Annotated in this window: 18 protein-coding genes and 1 tRNA gene; 6 read left to right on the top strand and 13 right to left on the bottom strand. The window is 68.3% G+C overall.

Annotation, left to right across the window (positions count from 1 at the left end; genetic code table 11):
• The 3 genes from AC1DHD_RS01620 to AC1DHD_RS01610 all read right to left on the bottom strand — a co-directional run.
• A partial coding sequence (locus AC1DHD_RS01620) for a pyridoxal-phosphate dependent enzyme (protein WP_476878001.1) occupies positions 1 to 192 on the bottom strand: 192 nt, incomplete at its 3' end.
• Positions 193 to 195: 3 nt separating this feature from the next.
• Complete coding sequence (locus AC1DHD_RS01615) at positions 196 to 1,563, bottom strand: AI-2E family transporter (protein ID WP_476878000.1); 1,368 nt, start codon at positions 1,561 to 1,563, stop codon at positions 196 to 198.
• 63 nt (positions 1,564 to 1,626) lie between these two features.
• Positions 1,627 to 2,583 (bottom strand): aldose 1-epimerase family protein, encoded by a 957-nt coding sequence (locus AC1DHD_RS01610; protein ID WP_476877999.1) that lies wholly within the window; start codon positions 2,581 to 2,583, stop codon positions 1,627 to 1,629.
• Positions 2,584 to 2,658: 75 nt separating this feature from the next.
• Here AC1DHD_RS01610 and galK point away from each other — a divergent pair, with 75 nt between their 5' ends.
• Entirely contained in the window at positions 2,659 to 3,819 is a 1,161-nt protein-coding gene (galK, locus tag AC1DHD_RS01605) for a galactokinase (protein WP_476877998.1), read from the top strand.
• 59 nt (positions 3,820 to 3,878) lie between these two features.
• Complete coding sequence (locus AC1DHD_RS01600; RefSeq protein ID WP_476877997.1) at positions 3,879 to 5,114, top strand: acetyl-CoA C-acetyltransferase; 1,236 nt, start codon at positions 3,879 to 3,881, stop codon at positions 5,112 to 5,114.
• Positions 5,115 to 5,260: 146 nt separating this feature from the next.
• Here AC1DHD_RS01600 and AC1DHD_RS01595 read toward each other — a convergent pair whose 3' ends face one another.
• Positions 5,261 to 6,199 carry a Bax inhibitor-1/YccA family protein gene (locus tag AC1DHD_RS01595; RefSeq protein ID WP_476877996.1) on the bottom strand — a complete coding sequence of 313 codons (939 nt, stop codon included), beginning with the start codon at positions 6,197 to 6,199 and terminating at the stop codon, positions 5,261 to 5,263.
• A 502-nt stretch (positions 6,200 to 6,701) separates the two neighbouring features.
• Here AC1DHD_RS01595 and AC1DHD_RS01590 point away from each other — a divergent pair.
• The 4 genes from AC1DHD_RS01590 to AC1DHD_RS01575 are packed head-to-tail and all read left to right on the top strand — an operon-like array spanning position 6,702 to position 10,863.
• Complete coding sequence (locus AC1DHD_RS01590) at positions 6,702 to 7,997, top strand: branched-chain amino acid ABC transporter permease (protein WP_476877995.1); 1,296 nt, start codon at positions 6,702 to 6,704, stop codon at positions 7,995 to 7,997.
• Positions 7,998 to 8,006: 9 nt separating this feature from the next.
• On the top strand, positions 8,007 to 8,975 hold the full coding sequence (locus tag AC1DHD_RS01585; RefSeq protein ID WP_441418496.1) for a branched-chain amino acid ABC transporter permease: 969 nt from the start codon (positions 8,007 to 8,009) through the stop codon (positions 8,973 to 8,975).
• On the top strand, positions 8,972 to 10,093 hold the full coding sequence (locus AC1DHD_RS01580) for an ABC transporter ATP-binding protein (RefSeq protein WP_476877994.1): 1,122 nt from the start codon (positions 8,972 to 8,974) through the stop codon (positions 10,091 to 10,093). Before AC1DHD_RS01585 ends, AC1DHD_RS01580 begins: the two co-directional genes overlap by 4 nt.
• A complete protein-coding gene (locus tag AC1DHD_RS01575; RefSeq protein ID WP_476877993.1) occupies positions 10,090 to 10,863 on the top strand; it encodes an ABC transporter ATP-binding protein in 774 nt (257 codons plus the stop codon). The genes AC1DHD_RS01580 and AC1DHD_RS01575 overlap by 4 nt, the downstream gene beginning before the upstream one ends.
• 416 nt (positions 10,864 to 11,279) lie before the next feature.
• On the opposite strand, the gene AC1DHD_RS01570 is transcribed toward AC1DHD_RS01575, so the two are convergent.
• From AC1DHD_RS01570 to eno, 9 genes are all read right to left on the bottom strand, one after another.
• Positions 11,280 to 12,629 (bottom strand): ABC transporter substrate-binding protein, encoded by a 1,350-nt coding sequence (locus tag AC1DHD_RS01570; RefSeq protein ID WP_476877992.1) that lies wholly within the window; start codon positions 12,627 to 12,629, stop codon positions 11,280 to 11,282.
• Positions 12,630 to 12,814: 185 nt separating this feature from the next.
• Positions 12,815 to 12,888 (bottom strand) — tRNA-Leu (locus AC1DHD_RS01565).
• 31 nt (positions 12,889 to 12,919) lie between these two features.
• Entirely contained in the window at positions 12,920 to 13,897 is a 978-nt protein-coding gene (locus tag AC1DHD_RS01560; RefSeq protein WP_476877991.1) for an N-acetyltransferase, read from the bottom strand.
• Positions 13,898 to 14,020: 123 nt separating this feature from the next.
• Positions 14,021 to 15,478 carry an NAD(P)/FAD-dependent oxidoreductase gene (locus AC1DHD_RS01555; protein WP_476877990.1) on the bottom strand — a complete coding sequence of 486 codons (1,458 nt, stop codon included), beginning with the start codon at positions 15,476 to 15,478 and terminating at the stop codon, positions 14,021 to 14,023.
• Positions 15,479 to 15,512: 34 nt separating this feature from the next.
• Entirely contained in the window at positions 15,513 to 17,003 is a 1,491-nt protein-coding gene (locus tag AC1DHD_RS01550; protein ID WP_476877989.1) for a S8 family serine peptidase, read from the bottom strand.
• Positions 17,004 to 17,125: 122 nt separating this feature from the next.
• Positions 17,126 to 18,073 carry a Ppx/GppA phosphatase family protein gene (locus AC1DHD_RS01545; RefSeq protein ID WP_476877988.1) on the bottom strand — a complete coding sequence of 316 codons (948 nt, stop codon included), beginning with the start codon at positions 18,071 to 18,073 and terminating at the stop codon, positions 17,126 to 17,128.
• Positions 18,070 to 18,693 carry a DUF501 domain-containing protein gene (locus AC1DHD_RS01540; RefSeq protein WP_476878005.1) on the bottom strand — a complete coding sequence of 208 codons (624 nt, stop codon included), beginning with the start codon at positions 18,691 to 18,693 and terminating at the stop codon, positions 18,070 to 18,072. Before AC1DHD_RS01540 ends, AC1DHD_RS01545 begins: the two co-directional genes overlap by 4 nt.
• A gap of 182 nt (positions 18,694 to 18,875) precedes the next feature.
• Positions 18,876 to 19,604 carry an FtsB family cell division protein gene (locus tag AC1DHD_RS01535; protein WP_476877987.1) on the bottom strand — a complete coding sequence of 243 codons (729 nt, stop codon included), beginning with the start codon at positions 19,602 to 19,604 and terminating at the stop codon, positions 18,876 to 18,878.
• 84 nt (positions 19,605 to 19,688) lie between these two features.
• Complete coding sequence (gene eno, locus AC1DHD_RS01530) at positions 19,689 to 20,969, bottom strand: phosphopyruvate hydratase (protein ID WP_476877986.1); 1,281 nt, start codon at positions 20,967 to 20,969, stop codon at positions 19,689 to 19,691.
• Between the last annotated feature and the right edge of the window lie 108 nt (positions 20,970 to 21,077).

The raw sequence follows: 21,077 nt of genomic DNA, 5'->3' as shown, positions 1-21,077 counted from the left end.
GACGTAGGCGCCACGGACCTTGAAGGAGCCGGCGCGCTGCAGGTTCTCACACTTGAAGTAGACGTCGCCGCCGGCGATGCCGCCCAGCGCCCGGGAGGATTCCACCGGGGTCCGCATAATAATCCCGTCGAGCAGCTTCTGCGCCTCCAGGACATCGTCCAGCGTGACGGGCAGGCTCTCGAGGGTATTCACGAACTAGTCTCCTTTGGGGGTTCCGGCGTCGGCGCCAGGGAAGCGGACCTCCCTGAAGCCCGGGTCCTCGCCGGCGCCGGCAAGCACAGGGACTCCCTGCGGGCTCGCGGCTGCCAGCTCTCCATCATGTTCCCACGTTCTGCCTGCAATGTACCGAACTGCCGAGTTTGCTACGGCGAGGATCGGCACGGAGAACAGGGCACCCGGAATTCCCGCCAGGTACGACCCGGCGGCCACGGACAGGATGACCGCCACCGGGTGCAGGGAGACGGCCTTGCCCATGACCAGGGGCTGCAGGATGTGGCTCTCCAGCTGCTGGACCAGGAGCACGATGCCCAGCATGATCAGGGCGTTGACCACGCCGTTGGCCACCAGGGCCAGCAGCACGGCGATCGCGCCGGTGACCAGGGCGCCCACCACGGGAATGAACGAGCCAATGAACACGAGCACACCCAGGGGCAGCGCCAGCGGAACACCGATGATCGCGGCTCCGGCGCCGATTCCGACGGCGTCCACGAAGGCCACGAACAGCTGGATCCGGGTGTAGCTGACCATGGACGTCCAGCCGCGCCGGCCGGCACCGTTGACCGCGGGGCGTGCCTTCCGCGGCATCAACCGGACCAGGAACCGCCAGATCCGTTCGCCTTCAAGCAGGAAGAAGATGGTGACAAACAGGGCGATCAGGAGGCCGGCGGCGAAGTGGCCGGCGGTACTGCCGAAGGTCAGCGCCCCGCTGAGGATGCTGCTGCTGTTGTTTTGCAGCGCGGAGGTGGCTTCCTTGATGTAGGTGTTGATCTGGGCGGCGGTCAGGTGCAGCGGACCCTCGGCCAGCCAGGTCTGGACCTGCTGCACGCCGGTCAGTGCCTGCCCCCAGAGTTCGCCGAACCCGGCGGTCAGCTGGCGGCCGACCAGGGCGAGGGCCCCGGCGATCAGTCCGATGAAACCGAGCAGCGTGACGGCCACGGCGGCACCGTTGGGCAGCCGGTGCCGGCGCAGCCAGCGGGTGATGGGGCTGAGCAGGCCGGCCAGCAGGGCCGCGACCATCACGGGGATGATCAGGAAGCTGATTTTGCTCAGGAGCCAGATGAGTCCCCCGGTGACGAGCAGGATGAGCCCCACCCGCCACGCCCACGACGCCGCGATGCGCACCCCGTAGGGAATGTCTTCATCCAGTTCCCGGTCGCTGCGGACCCGCGCGCGGGCGGCGGCCGGTGTACCGGCCGGGGCGTGGCCCGCGTCGCCGGCGTGCACGGATCCGCCGGCCGGCGCAGGTCCGGTCGGTTCGGCGGCGGCAGGAGCGGAGAGCCCGGGGGCTGCGTAGCCCGGGGGTTCGGTTGCGGATTGGCGGGTGGCGTCCTCGGCTGGCGTCATAGCCCCATAATTCCTCAGTGTGGCGCCCAAAGGAAACGGGCAAGCCGCCGTGGCCGCGGCCGGTTAGCTCCCCAGGTCCGCGGTGATGCCCCAGCTTATGGAGAAGGACTCGCCCGCAGGCAGCCAGCGCAGGCCGTCACCGCTGTTGAAGGCGTTGGCCGGACCGGTCATCGGTTCGATGGCGACGGCCTTGGTCCGGCCGGGGAACTGGTCGGTGACGAACACATGGACGTAGCCGCAGTTCCCGTCCTGCCAAAGGCTCACGCTGCGGCCGTCGTCGGAACGCAGGGTGCTGCGGGCAGCACCGCCGTCGACGTCCAGATCCGTGTAGGCGCAGTCCAGGTCAAGCTCGCCGGCGAGCCGCCCGGCCCGGAGGTCGAAGTCGCCGCCGACGGGCTCCGCGCCGCGCGGAATCAGCCGCTCGTCCGTCACCAGCCGGGTGCGGCCGCTGACCGTCAGTTTCAGCTGCTCGGTGGGAACGTCGCCGAGCCGCAGGTAGGGGTGGGCGCCGAGCACAAACGGGGCCGGCTCCGTCGAGTCGTTGACCAGCGTCTGCCGGACGGTGAGCCCCAGGGCCTCGTCCAGCCCGTACTCCACCCGGTGGCGGAGCAGGAACGGGTAGCCGTGCTGCGGGAACACCGCTGCCTCGAGCGTCACCGAGAATTCGGCCTCGTCCACCAGTTCGTAGGCGGTGTTCCGCAACAGCCCGTGGCTGGCGTTGTTCCGCGACACCTCGGTGATGTCCAGCTGCTGCTTTTTGCCGTTCAGGTGCCAGACGCCGTCCTCCACCCGGTTCGCCCACGGCGCCAGGGTGATGCCGGTGGCGCCGGGGGCAATGTCGTCGTCGCCGTAGGTTTCGGTCAGGTGGATCCCGGCCCGGCTGTAGAGGCGCAGGCCGGCGGCGAGTTCGGTGACCACGGCCAGGGCGTCGCCGCGGCGCAGTTCGTACTGCCGGCCGCTGGCGTAGCGCCGGACTGCGTCGTCGGGCCCGGGTGCGGGAGGTGTCGCTGTGAGATCCATGGTGACCACCGTACAGACCGGCCGGCAACCCGTATACCGTGGGTCCATGACTTCGAGCAGCGCAGGCATCCGGCCATGACCCCGACCGCGGACAGCAGTGGCCTCGCCGCCAGGTTCGAAGAGGTCTTCGGGACCGCTCCCGACGGCGTCTGGCAGGCTCCCGGCCGGGTCAACCTGATCGGCGAACACACGGATTACAACGAGGGGTTTGTCCTGCCCTTCGCCATTGACCGGGCCGCCCGCGTAGCTGTCCGGGTGCGCTCCGACTCCGCGGTCCGGATGCTGTCAACGTTCGGCAATCAGGGGCTGACGACGGCGGACACCGCCGCCCTGGATCCCGCCACCGCCAGGGGCTGGACCAAGTATCCGCTCGGCGTGCTCTGGGCCCTCCAGCAGCAGGGGCTCGAGGTCCCGGGCCTGGATCTGCTGCTGGATTCGGACGTGCCGCGCGGCGCCGGGTTGTCCTCGTCCCACGCGATCGAATGCGCCGTCGTCCTGGCCGTCAACGAACTCACCGCCGCCGGGCTGGGCATCGAGGACATGGTGCTGGCGACGCAGCGCGCCGAAAACGACTTCGTCGGTGCACCCACCGGGATCATGGACCAGTCCGCCTCGCTCCGCGGCGCTGCCGGCAACGCGGTGTTCCTCGACTGCCGCGACCAGAGCGCGCGCCTGGTGCCGTTCGACGCCGGGGCAGCTGGCCTGGTGCTCCTGGTCATCGACACCAAGGTGTCGCACTCCCACGCGGCCGGCGGCTACGCGGACCGGCGGGCGTCCTGCGAACTGGGCGCCGACGTCTTGGGTGTCCAGGCGCTGCGGGATGTCCGGCTGGAGGACCTGGAGGAGGCCGCCGGGCTGCTCGACGCGGAGACGTTCCGCCGGGTCCGGCATGTGGTGACCGAGAACGAGCGGGTGCAGCGGACCGTGGAACTGCTCGAGGGCGCCGGCCCGCAGGCGGTTGGCCCCCTGCTGGACGCCTCCCATGCCTCGATGCGGGACGATTTCGAGATCTCCTGCCCGGAACTGGACCTTGCCGTGGAAGCCGCCCGCGCCGGTGGGGCGCTGGGCGCCCGGATGACCGGCGGCGGCTTCGGCGGCGCCGCGATCGCGCTGATTCCGGCGGCCGCGGAGCAGGCGGTACGCGACGGCGTCGGCCGGGCCTTCGCCGCTGCCGGGTTTGCCGCTCCCGAGATCTTCCCCGTCCACCCGGCCGCGGGGGCCCGGCGGCTGGCCTAAACCCCGGGGCGGGTTCCGGTTCCTGTCGGGCGGGGCCGGGCCGGGCGTAGGCTGGGCGCATGCCCGACGCCGTGATTGTAGCCACCGCCCGCAGCCCCATCGGCCGGGCCTTCAAAGGGTCCCTGAAAGATGAACGGCCCGACGACCTCGCCGCCGCAATGGTCACCGCCGCCCTCGCGAAACTGCCCGGCTTCGACCCGCGCGACGCCGCCCGGGGCCTCGATGACCTTTATCTGGGCTGTGCCGAACCCAGCGGCGAAGCCGGGTCCAACATGGCCCGGGTGGTCAGCATCCTGGCCGGCCTGGACAACGTTCCGGCCGCCACCATCAACCGTTTCTGCGCCTCCAGCCTGCAGACCCTGCGGATAGCGTTCCATGCCATCCGTTCCGGTGAAGGCAACGCGTTCGTGGCCGCCGGGGTGGAGTCGGTGTCCCGGTACCCTGCCTGGACCGGGGCCGGAGAGACCGACGCCGGCACGCACAATCCGTTGTTCGACGCCGCCGCGAAGCGCACCGCGGCCCGGGCCGCGTCCAACACCCCCTGGACCGACCCGCGCCTGGGCGGCCGGATGCCGGACATCTACATCTCCATGGGCCAGACCGCGGAGAACGTCGCCACCAGCTACGGCATCAGCCGCGCCGAGCAGGACGCCTGGGCCGTGCAGAGCCAGCACCGGGCCGAAGCCGCAATCGCCGCCGGGTTCTTCGCCCGCGAAATCACGCCCTACACCCGCAAGGACGGCACCGTGGTGGACCGGGACGACTCCCCGCGCGCCGGCGTCACCTTGGACGGCGTGGCCGCCCTCCAGCCGGTGTTCCGCAGCGAGGGGACAGTGACGGCCGGGAACGCCTGCCCCCTTAACGACGGCGCCGCCGCCGTCGTGGTGATGAGCGATGCCCGCGCCGCCGAACTGGGGCTGGAACCGCTGGCCCGGATCGTCTCCACCGGGGTCAGCGCCCTCTCCCCCGAGCTCATGGGCATGGGGCCGGTCGAGTCCACCCGGCGGGCGCTGGCCCTCGCCGGGCTCAGCATCGGCGACATCGACCTCGTCGAGCTAAACGAGGCCTTCGCGGTCCAGGTGGTTGCGAGCGCCCGGGAACTGGGCATCGATCCCGGCAGGCTCAACGTGCACGGCGGAGCCATCGCCCTGGGACACCCCTTTGGCATGACGGGCGCCCGGATGACCACCACCTTGCTCAACGGGCTGCGCGAGCGCGACGGCACCCTGGGCCTGGCCACTCTCTGCGTGGGCGGCGGGCAGGGGATGGCGGTCATCCTCGAACGGCTCCGCTAGGTCCCCCGGCCCACGGCACATGGCGCGGCCGGCCCTTGTGCCCGGCACACCCAAAAGCCGGCACACACAAAAGCGGGCCCCGCCATCCGGCGGGACCCGCTTCCGTTTAGTCGCTATGGCGCGTAGTCGCTGTGGACCGCCCGCGGCTAGTCGTCGCCGCGGAGGATCGCCAGCAGGCGGATGATCTCAACGTAGAGCCAGACGAGGGTCACGGTCAGGCCGAAGGCCGCGGTCCACGAGAAGCGCTGCGGGGCGCCGCTGCGGACGCCGGCTTCAATGCTGGTGAAGTCCATGATCAGGGAGAACGCGGCAAGGCCGATCGCCAGCAGGCCGATGAAGACGCCAAGCGGGATCCCGAAGATCTCGACCGACGTCCGGAGGCCGAACGGGSTCTGCACGGCACCGGTCCACATCATSACCATGTTGATCAGGGCGAAGACGGCATACCCGATCATGGCGATCATAAAGAAGCGCATGGCCTTCGGGGTGGCCCGGACCTTGCCGCTCTTGAACAGGACCAGGGTTACGGCGAAGACCGAGAGGGTGCCGATGACCGCCTGCAGGCCCACGCCCGGGAACATCCCGTCGAGGATCCGGGTCAGGCCGCCGAGGAACAGGCCCTCGAGCGCGGCGTAGGCCAGGATCAGCGCCGGTGACGGCTGCTTCTTGAAGGTGTTGACCATGGCCAGGACAAAGCCGCCCAGGGCGCCGACGATCATCAGCATGGAGGCCAGGCCCGGCGCCACGACGAGGGTGACGGCGGCACCGGCGATGACGGCCGCGAGGCAGGCTGCGGTCTTCATAATGACGTCGTCGAAGGTCATGCGGCCGCTGTCGGCCGGGCCGGCGGCCGGACGGTTGTACATGTCCTGCAGCTGCTCGTTGCTCATCGCCTGCTGCGCCGGGTTATAGCCCGCCTGGGTCTGGCCGTAGCCCTGCGGCTGGCTGTAGACCTGGCCGTACTGGCCCTGGCCGTAACCGTTCTGGCCATAGCCCTGCCCGTACGGTGCATGCGGGGCAGGCGGCGCCTGGGTGGCTCCACGGAAATTCTTTCCGTTGAAGATCGGGTTTCCGCCAAGTGCCATTGCTGGTGTCCTCCAAATAAAGGGGGTTAGTGATGATCGGTGGTGGTGATCGTTACGACTCACGCTACCAATTCCCACGCCCGGTGGGCCGGGATAGTTCCCCGGGGCCGCCGCCGCAACCCAACCGTGACCTGCCCCGGCTGGAATTCCGGTGCCCGTTGGGGTCCGCCGCCGGTCAATGTTTAGGAATCCTCGTACTCAACAAAAGTTTTCTTTAGTTTGACTAAACCGCGTTCACTCTCCGGCTACACGGTTGTTATCCGATCGCGACGTTCGCCCTGCTCGCAGCGGCATTACCCACCCCATCAGGGCTGTAACATTGGCCCAACAGGGTGACGAAGGTCACAGGCATTACCGCTCCACCGCATCGCACTATCCGCTCCACCCTTCGTCCCCTGACCGTTCGCAGCGGTTGCAACGGCGCAACCCAGACCACCCCCACGTGGAGGTTTTCATTTTGAGTAGCAATCCGAGAGGCCTGTCGCTGAGACGACGCGGCAGAATGCTGAAAGCTGTGGGGGCCATTTTCGCCGCCGTAGCCGCCCTTCTGCTGATCGTCGCCCCGGCTTCCCAGGCCGCGACCCCCTCGCCGACACCATCCCCGTCGAGCACCTCGTTCCAAAACAGCATCAGCGGCTTCCTGCGCGGCGATGACCGCGCCCCGATCGCCAATGTCACCATTACCGCCAAGAGCGGAGACTTCACCGGAACGACCAAATCGGGTCCCAACGGTTCCTGGAATATCGGCGTCCCCACGCAGGGAACGTACGAGGTCGAACTGGACGTCAAAACCCTCCCCCAGGGCATCAAGCTCGCCGAGGGCCAGGAAAACCCCCGCAAGGTCAGCTTTAGCCAGACCTCCAACCTGTCGGTGATCTTCGCCTTCGGCAAGGGCATCGTGGTTCAGGGCGAGGACTTCGGCCAGAACCTGATCAACCGCCTCGTGGCGGGCCTGAGCTTCGGGCTGCTGCTCGCACTCGCGTCGGTGGGGCTGTCGCTGATCTTCGGCACCACCGGCCTGACCAACTTCGCCCACGGCGAGATGGTCACCCTGGGCGCGGTGCTGGTCTTCGGGTTCAACGCCATGAACCTGCCCTTCTGGCTCTCGATCATCCTCGCGCTCCTCGGCGGCGGCCTCTTCGGCTACGTCCAGGACGCCGGGCTGTGGCGGCCGCTGCGGCGCCGCGGTACCGGCCTGGTCCCGATGATGATTGTCAGCATCGGCCTCGCCCTCGCCGTCCGCTATGTCATCCAGTTCTACTTCGGCGGCGCCACCCAGCAGCTGCCCTTCGCGCAGAGCGCGGAAATCCAGATCGGGCCGGTCTCCATCTCGCCGAACAACCTCTGGTCCCTGCTCATCAGCGTCGTGGTGATCGCCGCCCTCGGCGTCGTCCTCCTCAAGACCCGGCTGGGCAAGGCAACCCGTGCCGTGGCCGACAACCCCGCGCTGGCTGCAGCCTCGGGCATCGACGTCGACGGGGTCATCCGGATCGTCTGGGTCACCGGCGGCATGCTCGCCTCCCTCGGCGGCATCCTTTGGGCGTACTACCGGCCCGGCGTCACCTTCGACATGGGCTCGCAGATCCTGCTGCTGATCTTCGCCGGCGTCACGCTCGGCGGCCTCGGCACAGTATGGGGCGCGTTGTTCGGATCCATCATTGTCGGCATCTTTGTGGAGCTGACCACCGTGTTCGGCCTCGCCGCCGACCTTAAGTACGTGGGAGCACTGTTCATTATGATCGTTGTCCTCTTGTTCCGGCCTCAGGGCATCCTGGGCCGCCGCGAGCGCGTGGGTTAGGAGACAGACATGGACTTCGGATTTATTCTTTCCAGCGCTGCCGGTGAATTGTTCAGTCCGACGACGGCGGCGTACGCGCTTGCCGCGCTGGGTCTGGCCGTCCACTTCGGCTACTCGGGCCTGCTGAACTTCGGCCAGGCCGGCTTTATGGCGGTGGGAGCCTACGGCTTCGCCATCTCCACCCTGACGTTCCACGTGCCGTTCTTCGTGGGCCTGCTGATCGCCGTCGTCTGCTCGGCGATCTTTGCCCTGCTGCTCGGCATCCCCACCCTCCGGCTGCGGGCCGACTACCTCGCCATTGTGACGATCGCGGCCGCGGAAATTGTCCGTTACATCGTCACCACCAACCAGCTCACCTCGGTGACCGGCTCGGCCAACGGCCTGGCCGCCTTCGAGGGCGACTTCTACGCTATGAACCCGTTCCCCGAGGGGTCCTACTTCGGCATGAACAACCGCGACTTCTTCATCCGCGTGGTTGGTTGGGCCCTGGTGATCGTGTGCTGCCTCCTCGTCTGGCTCCTCATGCGCAGCCCCTGGGGCCGCGTCCTGAAGGGCATCCGCGAGGACGAGAACGCGGTCCGCTCGCTCGGCAAGAACGTCTACTCCTACAAAATGCAGGCCCTCGTCATCGGCGGCGTCCTGGGCGCCCTCGCCGGCATGGTCTTCACGCTCCCCCGCGGCGCGGTGCAGCCGGCCAACTACGGCACGGAACTGACGTTCTTCCTCTACACCTGCCTGCTGCTTGGCGGCCTCGGCACGGTGCTGGGCCCGGTGGTCGGCGCCATGATCTTCTGGGTGGTCCTCTCACTGACCCAGGGCGTGCTCTACGGCCTGATCGAATCGGGCGCCGTCACGTGGCTGAACACGGTCCAGGCCGGCCAGCTGCGTTACATCCTGGTGGGCATCGCACTGATGCTGCTGATGATCTTCCGGCCCCAGGGCGTGTTCGGCAATAAGAAGGAGCTGGCATTCGCATGAGCACTCACAGCGAAGAACCCAAGGCCGGTGCCGGGACTCCCGGCACCGCCGAAACTGTCGACTACATGACGGACACGCGTCCAATCGCCGTGGGCGAGACCGCCCCCGGCTGCAAGAAGCGCGATCCGATCCTGGTGGCCGAGGACGTCACCCGGAGCTTCGGCGGCATCAACGCCGTCGACGTCCAGTACCTGGAGATCCCTCGGCACAAGATCACGGCCCTGATCGGCCCCAACGGCGCCGGCAAAACCACGCTGTTCAACCTGCTGACGGGCTTCGATACAYCGAACACGGGCAAATGGCAGTTCGAGGGCAACAGCCTGGCCGGTGTTTCCTCCTACAAGGTGGCGCGGATGGGCATGGTCCGTACGTTCCAGCTCACCAAGGTCATGGGCAAGCTCACGGTCATGGAGAACATGCGCCTGGGCGCGTCCCAGCAGTCCGGCGAGAAGCTCTCCAAGGCCCTGTTCAAGGGAATCTGGGGCGGCCAGGAAAAGAAAATCACCGAAGAAGCCAACGTGCTGCTTGAGAAGTTCAAGCTCGACGCCAAGAAGGACGACTACGCCGCCTCGCTCTCGGGCGGCCAGCGCAAACTCCTTGAGATGGCGCGTTCGCTGATGGTGCGCCCGAAGCTCGTCATGCTGGACGAGCCGATGGCAGGCGTCAACCCGGCGCTGACCCAGTCCCTGCTGGACCACATCAAGAACCTCAAGGCCGAGGGCATGACCGTCTTGTTCGTCGAGCACGACATGCACATGGTCCGCCACATTGCCGACTGGGTGGTGGTAATGGCCGAGGGCAAGATCGTGGCCGAGGGCCCGCCCGGGGAGGTCATGAAGAACCCGGCCGTGATTGACGCCTACCTGGGCGCCCACCACGACGTCGATCTCGGCGCCAGCGAAGGGATCAAGGAGCTCGCGGCCGAACTGGAGGCCGACGAGGAATCCATCGTCGGCACCGAGAACGCCGGCATCATCTCCTCGGACGTGCTCACGACCGAGGCGGCCGCCCCGGACACCGCTAACGGTACGGTGCACGGCCGGCGCAGCGCCATTGAGCCGGACAGCACCCATCCGGAAAGTGCCCAGCCCCACCGGACAGAGAAGGACACAGAATGAGCGCCACCAGCGCGGCCCCCGCCGCGAAGAATGCCTACGACGGCGATTCGGTCGTCAAAGTCACCGACCTGGTGGCCGGCTACATTCCGGGTGTCAATATCCTCAACGGCTGCAGCATCGAGGCCCGCAAGGGTGAGCTGATCGGCATCATCGGGCCCAACGGCGCCGGCAAGTCGACCCTGCTGAAGGCCATGTTCGGCCTGGTCAAGGTCCACTCCGGTTCCGTGGTGGTCCGCGGCCAGGACATCACCGGGCTGAAGGCCAACAAGCTGGTCAGCCGGGGCGTTGGCTTCGTCCCGCAGACCAACAACGTGTTCGCGGCCCTGACCATCGAAGAGAACCTCCAGATGGGGATGTTCCAGCGGCCCAAGGACTTCGCCGAGCGCTTCGACTTCGTTGCGGAGCTGTTCCCGGAACTGGCGAAACGGCGGGCCCAGCGCGCCGGCTCGCTCTCCGGCGGCGAACGCCAGATGGTCGCCATGGGCCGGGCCCTGATGATGGACCCGGCGGTGCTCCTGCTCGACGAGCCCTCAGCCGGCCTCTCCCCCGTCAAACAGGATGAGACCTTCCTGCGGGTGCACGAGATCAACCGGGCCGGCGTCTCGGTGATCATGGTCGAGCAGAACGCACGCCGCTGCCTGCAGATCTGCGACCGCGGCTACGTCCTGGACCAGGGCAAGGACGCGTACACCGGCACGGGCCGGGAACTGATGAAGGATCCCAAGGTCATCCAGCTGTACCTGGGTACGTTGGCCGACACGGTCGACTAGGCCCAGCCAGCCCCTCCGAAGGGCCGTCACCAAGCCGGTGGCGGCCCTTCTGCGTGCCCGGCGCGTCGGAAGCAGGCACTTGCTCGGCGCCTGCGCTCGTGCCTCCCCGGCGGCCCCTCCCCTCGCAAGCTCGGGCAGGGAACCCTGCCGCCGTGGGACCAACGCAACAACGGCGCTTTCGCAGGCACCTGCCCCCGTCGCCAGCGTCATTTGCACCCGCCAGAGGTATTCCCACCGGATTCGGGCGCTGGTGCCGCGGGTCCGAGCTGCCCCCGTCCGGAACCACACCGGATGCCCCGCGCCGCCCCGTTGGTCTCTCCGCCGCGAGAGGCGCGCGCCAACACCCAGCCCCGGAGACGCAGGAAACCCCCGCCCAGATGGGCGGGGGTTTCTTGTGTGTCAGTCAGAGGCGCGGCTTAGAGCTTGCCGAATTCTTCCTTGACGGGCCTGTAGCTGTTGTCATCCTGGTACTCGTAGATGCCGATGTAGGCCTCCGTCGGGTCACCGGCGTCGGAGAACGTTACGGGGCCGGACTGGCCGTCGTAGTCGATGTCCTTGCCGTTGCGGAGCAGGGTGACGCAGGTCGGGAAGCTGTTGCACTTCTCGCCGCCCTCGGAGACATCCTTGAGGTGCTTGGCGATGTCTACGCCCTTGGTGCTCTTGGCTTCCTCAGCCGCGAGTGCGATCAGGTTCACGGCGTCGTAGGACTCGCCTGCGTAGCTGTAATCCTTGAGCGCGGGATCGATGGCGAGCAGCTTCTTCTTGAAGTCATCCTTGGCGAAGGTGCCCGGGATGGTGCCCTGGGCGCCCTTCAGGGTGCCTGCCTTGAAGTCCTTGCTGTAGTCGGACATGTTGCCGTCCACCATGAAGATCTGGGTGGGCTTGACGCCCTTGCCCGTCATCAGCGGGACGATGCTCTTGGCCTGGTCGAAGGTGATCAGGGCGATGGCATCGGGCTTGGCCGCGAGGACCTTGTCCACCTGGCTGGAGAACTGCGAGTCACCCTCGTTGAACAGCTCTTCCGCGACAACCTTGCCGCCGGCGGACTCCACTGCGGACTTCACGTTCTTGGCCAGGCCGGTTCCGTAAGCGTCGTTCAGTACGATCATGCCAACGGTCTGGGCGCCACAGGTCGCCATGTAGTTGCCCAGCACCTTGCCCTGCAGGACATCCGAGGGAGCGGTGCGCCAGTAGAGGCCCTTGTCGTCCCAGGTGGTGAAGTCGGGCGAGGTGTTGGCCGGGGAGAACTGGACAACGCCGGCGCCCGTGATCTGGTTGATCACGGTCTTGGAGACACCCGAGGAGGCGGCACCGACGATGGCGCTTACGCCCTGGCCGAGCAGCGCGGTGGTGGACTGGGTCGCAATGTCGGTCTTGGTATCGCCGGAGTCGCGGTGGATAACCTGGACCGGCTTGCCGAGCACGCCACCGGCGTCGTTAACTTCCTTGATGCCAAGGTTCACACCGGCAATTTCGGGCGGGCCGAGGAAGGCCAGGGAGCCCGTGGTCGGCAGCAGCGAGCCGATCTTCAGCGGGGTGTCCGTGGTGGTCGTGGACGCGGGTACGGAACCTGCCGCGGCGGCCGAGCTGGTGGCTCCGCCGGTTGCGCTCGGGGCCGGGCATGCGATGCCGGCGGCCTGCGCGGAGGACGAACCGCTGGACGACGGCGTGGACGAACCGCCACAAGCCGTAGCCAGAAGGGCGACGCCGATGCTAAGCGCTGTGAGCTTAGCAATGCGCGGCGCCACCTGGGGGAGTGAAGTCATAGAGAAATCTCCTCGATCTAAAGGTGCGAACGGCCTTTGATGCGAAAGATCAGGTGTTCCTGATTTAGATTCAAGCTAATGCAAATTCGGCCTGAACATAAGTGACTAGGGTCACATCCTTATAACACTCGTTGCATAGAGGAAATCAGGCACCTCGAAAGCGGCGGAATCAGCCCGCCCATGTGTGCCCCAGGTGGGACTCGAACCCACAACACGCGGATTTTAAGTCCGCTGCCTCTGCCAATTGGGCTACTGGGGCGCCCGGTCAATGGTATCCCGCCGGCGCGTTCCTACGACGCGGCGGCCGGCACGTCGAACGGCGCCGCGTACTGGAACGTTCCGTCGGCGCCGCCCTGCCAGAGGGCCAGCGGCAGCAGCTGGAAGAGTTCGCCCCACGCCGGGTCCGGTGCCTGCACCCCCAGGGACGTGGAAGGGACGAAGCCGAAGCGGGCGTAGTACTCAGGGCTGCCCAGCAGCRCGATGCCCCGCTCCCCCGCCGCGTTGGCCCGGTCAATGGTCTCCTTCATCAGCGCCGAGCCGATTCCGTGCCGCTGGAGCCGCGGGGTGACGCCGATCGGCCCGAGGCCCAGCAGGTCCAGATCCCCCGCCCGGCCCCGGGTGCTGATGACGTGCCCTACGATCTCGCCGTCGAGTTCGGCCACAATGCTGAACTCCGGCAGGTATTCCCCGCACTCGAACAGCCGCCGCAGCAGGTCCACTTCCTCCGGCTCCCCCTCCACTGCCAGCCCGGTGGCCGGCGAGATGGCGAAGGCCGCCGCAGCGAGATCCAGCAGCGCGGGGCGGTCTGCGGGCACTTCGCCCCGCAGCACCAGGGTGGGGGCAGGGGGCGTCTGCCCGCTGTTTGCGGCGCGGCCCTCGGCGGAGAGCTCATGCAGGACTTCGAGGGCGCGCTGGGCGTCCGGCACGGGAACCAGCAGGTGGTCGTGGTGGAACCCGGCCAGCACGTTGCAGCTGATTTTGGCCTCCGTCAGGGCAGTGCTCACAGCCGCCGTCAGGCCAATCGCCTCCAGCGCGGAATGCACCTGGAGGGTTRTCCAGGCGGCAACGAAGTCGTAGTCCAGGCCCAGGGCGTCGGCATCGGCCCGCGGAAGCACCACCGTCAGGCCCTCGGCCTCGCGGACAGCCGCGGCCACGTGGCCGGCCAGGGGTTTGCCGTGCGGCCAGAGCGCGTAGACGTACTCGCCCTCACGGATCACCGGCCGCATGGTCGCCAGCAGGGTGTTGAGGTCCTTCTCAGCGGGAGTCATGGGGCCAGTCTAGGCGGGGCGGGCCGCCCGGCGGCCAATCCGGTCTTCACGCGGACGGCCTCCAACGACGACGGCGGCCGCTCCCCCGGAAGGGAACGGCCGCCGTCGTCGGACTGCTACGGACTACTTGGAGTCAGCCACGACAGTTTCCTTGGCAGGTGCCTCGGCCGGCTTGTCGGCCGCCGGTGCGGCGGGGGCAGCGGCAGGCTTGGGGGCCGGCGTCGCTGCGGCCACGAAGGCGCCGCGCGGGTTGTCGAGGTCCATCAGCTGGGTGGTGTCGCGGCCCAGGAAGAGAGCCCAGAACCAACCGGAGATGACGCGGATCTTGCGCTCGACCGTGGGCATCGCCAGGCCGTGGTAGCCGCGGTGCGCGAGCCAGGCCAGCGGGCCCTTAAGGCCGATGCGGCCGATGATGTTGATGTTGGCAACGCCCTTCCATTCGCCGAAGCCGGCGACGGCGCCCAGGTTCTTGTGCTTGTAGTCCTTGAGCTCCTTGTCCCAGCGGGAGGCCCACAGGTTCTTGGCAAGGCGCTTGGCCTGGCGCAGCGCGTGCTGGGCGTTCGGGACGCAGGTGCCGTCCGGCAGGCCGCTGCCCGTGAGGTCCGGGACAGCCGCGATGTCGCCGGCAGCCCAGGCGTTCTCCACGATGCCCTCGTCGCCGGAGATGCGGAGGTCCGGGAGGACGCGGACGCGGCCGCGGGGCTCCAGCGGGAAATCGGTGGAACGGACCATGGGGTTGGCCTGCACACCGGCAGTCCAGACCAGGGTGTCCGATTCGAATTCCTGGGCCGGGGTCTTGTCCGGCAGGTTGATGAGCTTCAGCGAGCCCTCGGCGTTGTCCAGCGAGGTGTTGAGCAGAACCTCGATGCCGCGGCTGCGCAGGTGCTCGACGACCCACTCGGCCTGCTTGGCCGTGACCTCGGGCATAATGCGGCCCATGGCCTCGACCAGGACGAAGCGGACTTCCTCCTGCTTGACGCGCGGGTTGTTCTTGACCGCGGCGCGGGCGAGGTCTTCCATTTCGGTGATGCACTCGATGCCGGCGAAGCCGCCGCCGACGACGACGAACGTCAGGGCGCGGGCGCGTTCGGCCGGATCGGTCATCAGCGAGCCGGTCTCGATGCGCTCCAGGACGCTGTTGCGCAGGGCGACAGCTTCCTCGATGGTCTTCAGGCCGATGCCCTTGTCCGCCAGGCCCTTGATCGGGAAGGTGCGGGTGATCGCACCGGCGGCGAGGACGAYGTCGAAGTAGGGGATCTCGAAGTTTTCGGTGCCGTCCGACGGCGCCACGACGGCCGTGCGGTTGACGTGGTCGATCGAGGTGACGCGGCCCTGGATCAGTTCGGTCTGCTTGAGGTGCTGGCGGTGCGAGACCACAGCGTGACGCGCCTCGATGTTTCCGCCGGCCACTTCCGGCAGGAACGGCTGGTAAGTCATGTAAGGCAGCGGATCAACGAGGGTGACGATGCCACCGGCATTCGCGATCTTTTTCTGCAGTTTGAGGGCTACGTACAGGCCGACGTACCCGCCGCCGACGACGAGTACCCTGGGACGGTCCTGGAGCTGAAGGGTGGATGCCATGCCACAAGGATACCGTAGTTTGTGAAAAACTTCACTAACTACTCGGAGTGCTACGCTCCGCGGAATCCGGGGTTGCCGGTGCGTCATCGGGCCCGGCTGCGTGGCCTGTATCCGGACCGGCCGGCGGACCCGCCTCGGGTCCGGGCTCCGGTTCGGGCTCCGGTTCGGGCTCCGGCCCGGCGCCTGGTTCGAGCCCCTCCCCTGCACCCGTCACGGCCGTGGAGCCGCGGACCGCGCGCCGCAGCTGGATGGCGGCCGCCGCGATGATGCAGGCAATGAGCCCGCCGAAGCCAAGCACCACCATGGCCGGGACGGCGCTGTCGGCCGGTGAGGGTGCCTCCGCGGCGGGGACGGTCGCGTCGGGCAGGGTCGGCGCGGCGCTGGAGGGTGTGGGCGCGGGGGCGGGCGCGCTGTGCACCGGGTTGCCCCGCCGGTGCACCCGGATCCAGTCCGAGATCGACCCCAGCGGGTTCACGGTGGTTTCCGCGACGTCGGCCTTCAACGCCGCCTCCGCGTTCAGCACACCGAAGCCGTACAGCGGGTCCTTGCCCGGCGCCCCGGCGTCCTTCGCCGTGGTGACGATCCGGTTGATGACCTGGCTGGCGGACATCTCCGGCCATTTGGAACGGATCAGGGCGGCGACGCCGGCCACGATGGGGGTAGCGCCGGAGGTGCCCGCCCATTCGGCGTAGCCGCCGCCGGGGAGGCCGCCCACCAGGGTTTCGGCCGGCGCGGCGACGCCGATGCTGATGCCCTGGGAGGAGGAGTCGACGCTGGCCACGCCCTTGCGGTCAAGGCCGGCCACGGTCAGGACGCCGGGGATGGTGGCGGGTGCGCCCACCTGGATGTTGCCGCCCACCCGGTTGCCGGCCGCGGCCACGATGACGACGTCTTTCTGTTCGGCGTAGAGGAACGCCGCGTCCCAGCTTTGCGGCCACTCCGGGGAGGTGCTGCCGAGGGAAATATTGATGACGCGGGCGCCGTTGTCCACCGCCCAGCGGACCGCCTCAGGAATCTGGTCCTGGTCGCTCTTCCCGCCCGGGTTCTCCGAGCCGAGCCAGGTGGACACGGAGAGGATCTGGGCCTCCGGGGCAACCCCGACAATCCCGTCGGGGCCGACCCCCGGCTTCGCAGAGGGCTTCGCGGTGGACTTGGCCGGCTGGTGGCCGCGGCCGGCCAGCATGGTCGCCACCAGGGTTCCGTGCTCGGGTTTGGCCCCGATGCTCTTGCGTCCGTCCGCGGCGCCGGCCCCGGACACGTCCGTGCCGCCGGTCAGGACGCCCTTGAGGTCGGGGTGGTTGCCGTCCACGCCGCTGTCTATGACGGCGACCTTGACGTTCGCCCCCTTGGACACTTCCCAGGCCTTTTTGATTCCGGACTCGGCCAGCCAGTATTCCTTGTCCCGGGTGGAGTCGGCCTGGGCCGCCGGTGCCGCCGAGAGAGCGCCCGCGGCGCTCCCGCCGGCGAGGGCGAGGGCCAGCAATGCGGAGGCGGTCCGGCGGCGCCGGGCTGTTGCTCTGGTCATTCGGGTCCAATCGGCGGGTTGGCTGCGGGCGGGGTTCCGCGCATGGCAGTCGGCGGGGCCGCGGGGCGGCACGGCACCAGCTGGTGCATCCGACATGGTGGCGTTGCCGGGCCGGCACGGTGCTAGCTGATGCTCAGGGCGATTCCGTCCAGAATATCGTGTTCGCTGGTCACCGCTGTGGTGATCCGCTGGCCGGTGGCATCCGCCATCCGGTCCAGGATCCGCCGCCAGACCAGTCCGCCGGCGCCGATGACGTCCACCCGGCCGGGGTGCATGTACGGCAGGGCGGCCCGGTCCTCGCGGGAYATTTCGAGCAGCGAGGTGCACGCTTGGCGGACGGTGTCCAGGTCCAGTTCGGTGCCGTGGATGGCGGCCGGCGAGTATTCCGGCAGCTTCAGCGCGTGCGCAGTGATGGTCGTGACAGAGCCGGCGACGCCGATCACGGCCGTGGCACGCTCCAACGGCACCGTGAGGGCTGCCTGGCTGATGGCGGCGTCGACGTCGGCCTCGGCTGCGGCTATCTGCTCCGCAGTCGGCGGGTCGTCCTGGAGGTGCCGTTCGGTCATCCTGACGCAGCCGACGTCGACGGACCGGGCGGCGATGACGCCGTCGGCGTCGCCGAGGACGAACTCGGTGCTGCCGCCGCCGAGGTCTACCACCAGGACCGGGTCCTTGCCCCGCGAGGGCAGCACACTGCTGGCGCCGGCAAAGGACAGCGCGGCTTCCTCGTCGCCGGTGATCACTTCAGGCTCGACGCCGAGCAGGTCACGGACGCCGTCGATGAAGACCTGGCGGTTCCTGGCATCCCTGGTGGCGGAGGTCGCCACAAAACGCACCTTCCCGGCACCATGGTGCCGGATCAGCTCGGCGTAGTCGCGGGTGGCCTCGAGGGTCCGGTCCAGCGCGTCCTGGGCGAATTCGCCGGTGGCGTCGACGCCCTGGCCCAGCCGCACCACACGCATTTCCCGCACGACGTCGGCGAGCCTGGGCATCGCGCCGTCTGCCGCCACATCGGCGATGAGCAGGCGGATGGAGTTGGTGCCGCAATCGATCGCGGCGACCCGGCTCACTGCCCGGCTCCGGCGTCGTCCGCGGTGCCGTCAGCGGTGCGGGATTTGCGGACCGGGGCGGGCCGGCCCACGATCTCCGGGAGGCCCTGCGGCCCGTGCCGGCTCAGGTCCTGTGRCGGGGCTTCACCGCCGGTGTCCCACGCGCCGTCGCAGTAGCAGCGGTCACGGGTCCACCATTCGCTGATGCCCTCGAGGGCCTCGTCGCCGAGAGGGTTGACGCCGGGGCCGGCCGCGAGCGAGTGGCCCACCAGCACGTGCAGGCATTTGACCCGGGTGGGCATACCGCCGGCGGAGATCCCGTCGATCTCCGGGACGGCGCCGATGCCGGACCGTGCGCCGATGCCGGCGCGGGCCTCGAGGTAGGCCTCGTGGGCGGCCCGGTAGTCCGCTGCCAGCGACCCGTCGGCTCCGAGCCGGTCGTTCATCTCGTTCATCAGCCCTGCAGCTTCCAGCCGGGATACGGCCGAGGTGATGACCGGRTGGGTCAGGTAGAACGTGGTGGGGAAAGGCGTCCCGTTGCTCAGCCGCGGCGAGGTGGCCGCGACGAGGGGGTTGCCGCACACACAGCGGGCCGGGATCTCCACGACGTCGCGCACCGGGCGTCCGAGCTGCCGGCTCAGGACATCAAGGTCCCGTGCCGAGGGCCGGCGGGCATCGTCCGGCGCCGGGGTCGCGTGATCGGGGGGCGTTGGGGCGGCGTTCCCTTGCCGGGAATCGTCCACTCGGTTCTCGTCCACTGGTGCGGCACCTTCCTGCCCTGTTGGAATCACCTGGCTGTGGTGATCCGGCGGCGGGCGCCGCCCTAGTCTGTGGCCGACCGCCTGATGGAGTCCCAGAGGGAATCCACCCAGGGCAGATTGGCGGGGTCGCCGGCTGATCCTGCCGCGGCGCCCGAACCGGACGTCGTGACGGGTAAATCGCTGCCGTAAACCCAGTAGCCGGTTTCACCGGGCATAACCATGTTAATGCGGTCGCGGGCCTGCTGCTTCACGTAGTTGGGGTCCTGCCAGCGGGAGACCTGCCGTTTGAGGTCCGCCTGCTTGTTCTCCTCCGCCGAGATGTCCGCCTGCAGCGCGGCGATTTCGGCGCGTTTTTCGAGGAAGATCCGCACTGTGGGAGCCAGCATGATGGTGATGGCAATCATGACAACACCCAGGGCGAGCAGGCGCCCGGAGAAGGCCTTGGCCGGTACGGGGTCCGCGCCGTCCGTTGGGACGGACTGGCCGAATTTTGCGGCAGCAGGTTTGGCTGCGGCTTTGGCGGACCCGGTTTTCGGGTGGCCTGCCCCCGGAGTTGCGGCGGCCCCTGCCGCGCCCCGGGTGCCGGCACTCGCGGGTGCCGACGGCGGTGCGGCGGGAGGAGGGGTTGCGGTGTGGTGGCCGGGCGCGCGGCCGGCGGATTCGCTGCCGTGCCGCGAGCCGCCGAAATCGGCACGGATGACGTCGGCGCCGTCGGCGGCCCCCCGGCTGGTGGCCGTAGACTTCGGGGCCGCAGCAGCGGCCCGGGGAACTTTGGGACGGCGGGTTGCCATGTCACTCCTTCAACGCAGGCCAAAAACAGAACCGGTGGCCATGGTCTTTCAACCATAGCCACCGGTTACCGGTTTTCGCGGGTACTAGCCCTTGAAACGCGGGAAGGCGCTGCGGCCCGCGTAGCGTGCGGCGTCGTCGAGTTCCTCTTCGATGCGCAGCAGCTGGTTGTACTTGGCGACGCGCTCGGAGCGGGCCGGGGCACCGGTCTTGATCTGGCCCGCGTTGGTGGCAACGGCGATGTCAGCAATGGTGGTGTCCTCGGTTTCGCCGGAGCGGTGCGAGGTGATGGTCGTGTACCCGGCGCGCTGGGCGAGGGACACGGCGTCGAGCGTCTCGGTCAGGGAACCGATCTGGTTGACCTTGACCAGCAGCGAGTTGGCGGTGCTCGAGTCGATGCCGGTCTGCAGGCGCTCCGGGTTGGTGACGAAGAGGTCATCGCCCACGATCTGCACCTTGTCGCCGATCGAATCGGTGAGGGCCTTCCAGCCTTCCCAGTCGTTCTCGTCCAGCGGGTCCTCGATGGAGACCAGCGGGTAGTCGGCGACCAGTTCGGCGTAGTAGGCGCTCATGTCGGCGGAGCTGAGGGTCCTGCCTTCGAACTGGTAGCCGCCGTCCTTGAAGAACTCGGAGGAGGCGACGTCGAGAGCCAGGGCGATGTCCTTGCCCGGGGTGTAACCGGCGTTCTTGATGGCTTCCTGGATCAGGTCCAGGGCGGCGCGGTTGGACGGCAGGTTCGGCGCGAAGCCGCCCTCGTCGCCGAGGCCGGTGGCCAGGCCCTTGGACTGCAGCACAGCCTTGAGTGCGTGGTAGACCTCAACGCCCCAGCGCAGGCCTTCGGAGAAGGTCTCGGCGCCGAGCGGAACCACCATGAATTCCTGGATGTCGACGTCGGAGTCCGCGTGGGAGCCKCCGTTAAGGATGTTCATCAGCGGCACGGGCAGGACGTGGGCGTTCGGTCCGCCCAGGTACTTGTAGAGCGGCAGGTCGGCGGAGGCGGCCGCGGCGTTGGCGACGGCCAGGGACACACCGAGGATGGCGTTGGCGCCCAGCTTGCTCTTGTTGGCGGTGCCGTCCAGGTCGATCATGGCCTGGTCGATGCTGCGCTGGTCGGTGGCGTCGAAGCCGATCAGGGCCGGGGCGATCTGGTCGATGACCGCGTCAACGGCCTTCTGCACGCCCTTGCCGAGGTAACGGCCCTTGTCGCCGTCGCGGAGTTCCACGGCCTCGTGTTCGCCGGTGGAGGCACCGGACGGAACTGCYGCGCGGCCGATYTGGCCRTCGGARAGCAGRACTTCAACTTCTACKGTCGGGTTGCCGCGGGAATCRAGGATCTCGCGGGCGTGGATGGCATCGATAAGCGCCATGAATATGCTCCTTTGGGTGAAGCGATCTGCTGGGAATCTGACTGCTGGGAAACTAGCGGTGGATCAAGCTGAAAACCGACGTCCTCGTCGCCCTTAGCCTAGTCGAGA

The sequence above is a fragment of the Arthrobacter sp. 05L45_2 genome (assembly GCF_056397525.1).
Note: the sequence above shows the minus strand (reverse complement) of the source record. Positions and strands in the feature narration are given on the sequence as shown.

What these genes read in the sequence shown, in the direction of transcription:
- AC1DHD_RS01615 (WP_476878000.1), bottom strand. Translation starts at nt 1,563, where the DNA reads ATGACGCCAGCCGAGGACGCCACCCGCCAATCCGCAACCGAACCCCCG.
- AC1DHD_RS01610 (WP_476877999.1), bottom strand. Translation starts at nt 2,583, where the DNA reads ATGGATCTCACAGCGACACCTCCCGCACCCGGGCCCGACGACGCAGTC.
- galK (WP_476877998.1), top strand. Translation starts at nt 2,659, where the DNA reads ATGACCCCGACCGCGGACAGCAGTGGCCTCGCCGCCAGGTTCGAAGAG.
- AC1DHD_RS01600 (WP_476877997.1), top strand. Translation starts at nt 3,879, where the DNA reads ATGCCCGACGCCGTGATTGTAGCCACCGCCCGCAGCCCCATCGGCCGG.
- AC1DHD_RS01590 (WP_476877995.1), top strand. Translation starts at nt 6,702, where the DNA reads ATGCTGAAAGCTGTGGGGGCCATTTTCGCCGCCGTAGCCGCCCTTCTG.
- AC1DHD_RS01585 (WP_441418496.1), top strand. Translation starts at nt 8,007, where the DNA reads ATGGACTTCGGATTTATTCTTTCCAGCGCTGCCGGTGAATTGTTCAGT.
- AC1DHD_RS01575 (WP_476877993.1), top strand. Translation starts at nt 10,090, where the DNA reads ATGAGCGCCACCAGCGCGGCCCCCGCCGCGAAGAATGCCTACGACGGC.
- AC1DHD_RS01570 (WP_476877992.1), bottom strand. Translation starts at nt 12,629, where the DNA reads ATGACTTCACTCCCCCAGGTGGCGCCGCGCATTGCTAAGCTCACAGCG.
- AC1DHD_RS01550 (WP_476877989.1), bottom strand. Translation starts at nt 17,003, where the DNA reads ATGACCAGAGCAACAGCCCGGCGCCGCCGGACCGCCTCCGCATTGCTG.
- AC1DHD_RS01535 (WP_476877987.1), bottom strand. Translation starts at nt 19,604, where the DNA reads ATGGCAACCCGCCGTCCCAAAGTTCCCCGGGCCGCTGCTGCGGCCCCG.